This is a genomic window from Nocardioides pakistanensis (assembly GCF_054781215.1).
The window spans coordinates 1-567 of the sequence record NZ_BAAGUV010000090.1; the positions used below are offsets into that span (position 1 = coordinate 1).

Genomic DNA, 567 nt, shown 5'->3' on the forward strand with positions numbered 1-567 from the left:
GCTCGTGGTCGTGGCGGTGGTCTTCACGCGATCACCTGCTCGTCGCTGCCCGATGCCTGCACCGGCGCTCCGAGTCGTGCCCACGCGCTGGTGCCCTGGGTCAGCGAGGACTCCTCACTGGCCCGATGCTCACCTGCCTTCGGTGCTCGTGCGTGGTGGTCCAGGATCGAGGACAGGTCGGCTTCGGCGAACCGGCCGTGGACCGCGGCGTGGCCCAGTGCCCAGTCGACCTCGACGGGGTCGAACAGCTTGGCCAGCGCGAGCGCTTCGGTCATCTTCACGCGCATCCGCGGTGTGCCCGCGGCGGCGGCCTCGACCAGCCACAGCCTCGCGCCCTCGCCCAGGTCGAGGAACTCCGCTTCCGCGGCGTTCTTCGCGCGCGGCCGGCGGTCCAGCGGCCCTTCGGGCTGGGGTGGGAAGTGCGCGTCGTCGATCTTCGGCGTGCCGGGCGTGGCCCGCTGGTGGCGGGCGACCTCGACCGGCCCGTCCTCGCCGACGTGGACGATGACGACCTGCTCATCGGCGCCGACGCCGTAGGTGCGGACCCACACCGTCGCCCCGAGCAGG

At 72.8% G+C, this 567-nt stretch carries 1 pseudogene; it reads right to left on the reverse strand.

The window, feature by feature from the left end:
- Positions 1-23: 23 nt before the first annotated feature.
- A pseudogene (locus tag ACYVIH_RS22695) lies at positions 24-567 on the reverse strand (IS21 family transposase); the annotation flags it as partial.